This window comes from Paenibacillus taichungensis, from assembly GCF_013359905.1.
Classification (GTDB): Bacteria; Bacillota; Bacilli; order Paenibacillales; family Paenibacillaceae; genus Paenibacillus; species Paenibacillus taichungensis.
Window position 1 is genome coordinate 1 of the sequence record NZ_JABMCC010000006.1, and the last position, 297, is coordinate 297.

General features: G+C 51.9%; 2 rRNA genes. Both read right to left on the reverse strand.

Annotation, left to right across the window (positions count from 1 at the left end):
• Positions 1–13: 13 nt before the first annotated feature.
• Positions 14–130, reverse strand: a 5S ribosomal RNA gene (rrf, locus tag HP548_RS00025).
• A gap of 80 nt (positions 131–210) precedes the next feature.
• Positions 211–297: ribosomal RNA gene (locus HP548_RS00030) — 23S ribosomal RNA — on the reverse strand; the annotation flags it as partial.

The window sequence follows — 297 nt, forward strand, 5'->3', positions numbered from 1 at the left end:
GATGAAAGAGTTCGCTTGGCGGCGTCCTACTCTCCCAGGACCCTGCGGTCCAAGTACCATCGGCGCTAGAGGGCTTAACGGTCGTGTTCGGGATGGGTACGTGTGGAACCCCTCCGCCATCGCCACCAAACGCATAGCTTAGCTTACATTCAGAGATTATTCTCTGAAAACTAGATCCGAAACGAAATGTGCGATTTACAACTTGCATATTTGGATAAGCCCTCGACCGATTAGTACTGGTCAGCTCCATGCATTGCTGCACTTCCACCCCCAGCCTATCTACCTCGTCGTCTTCAA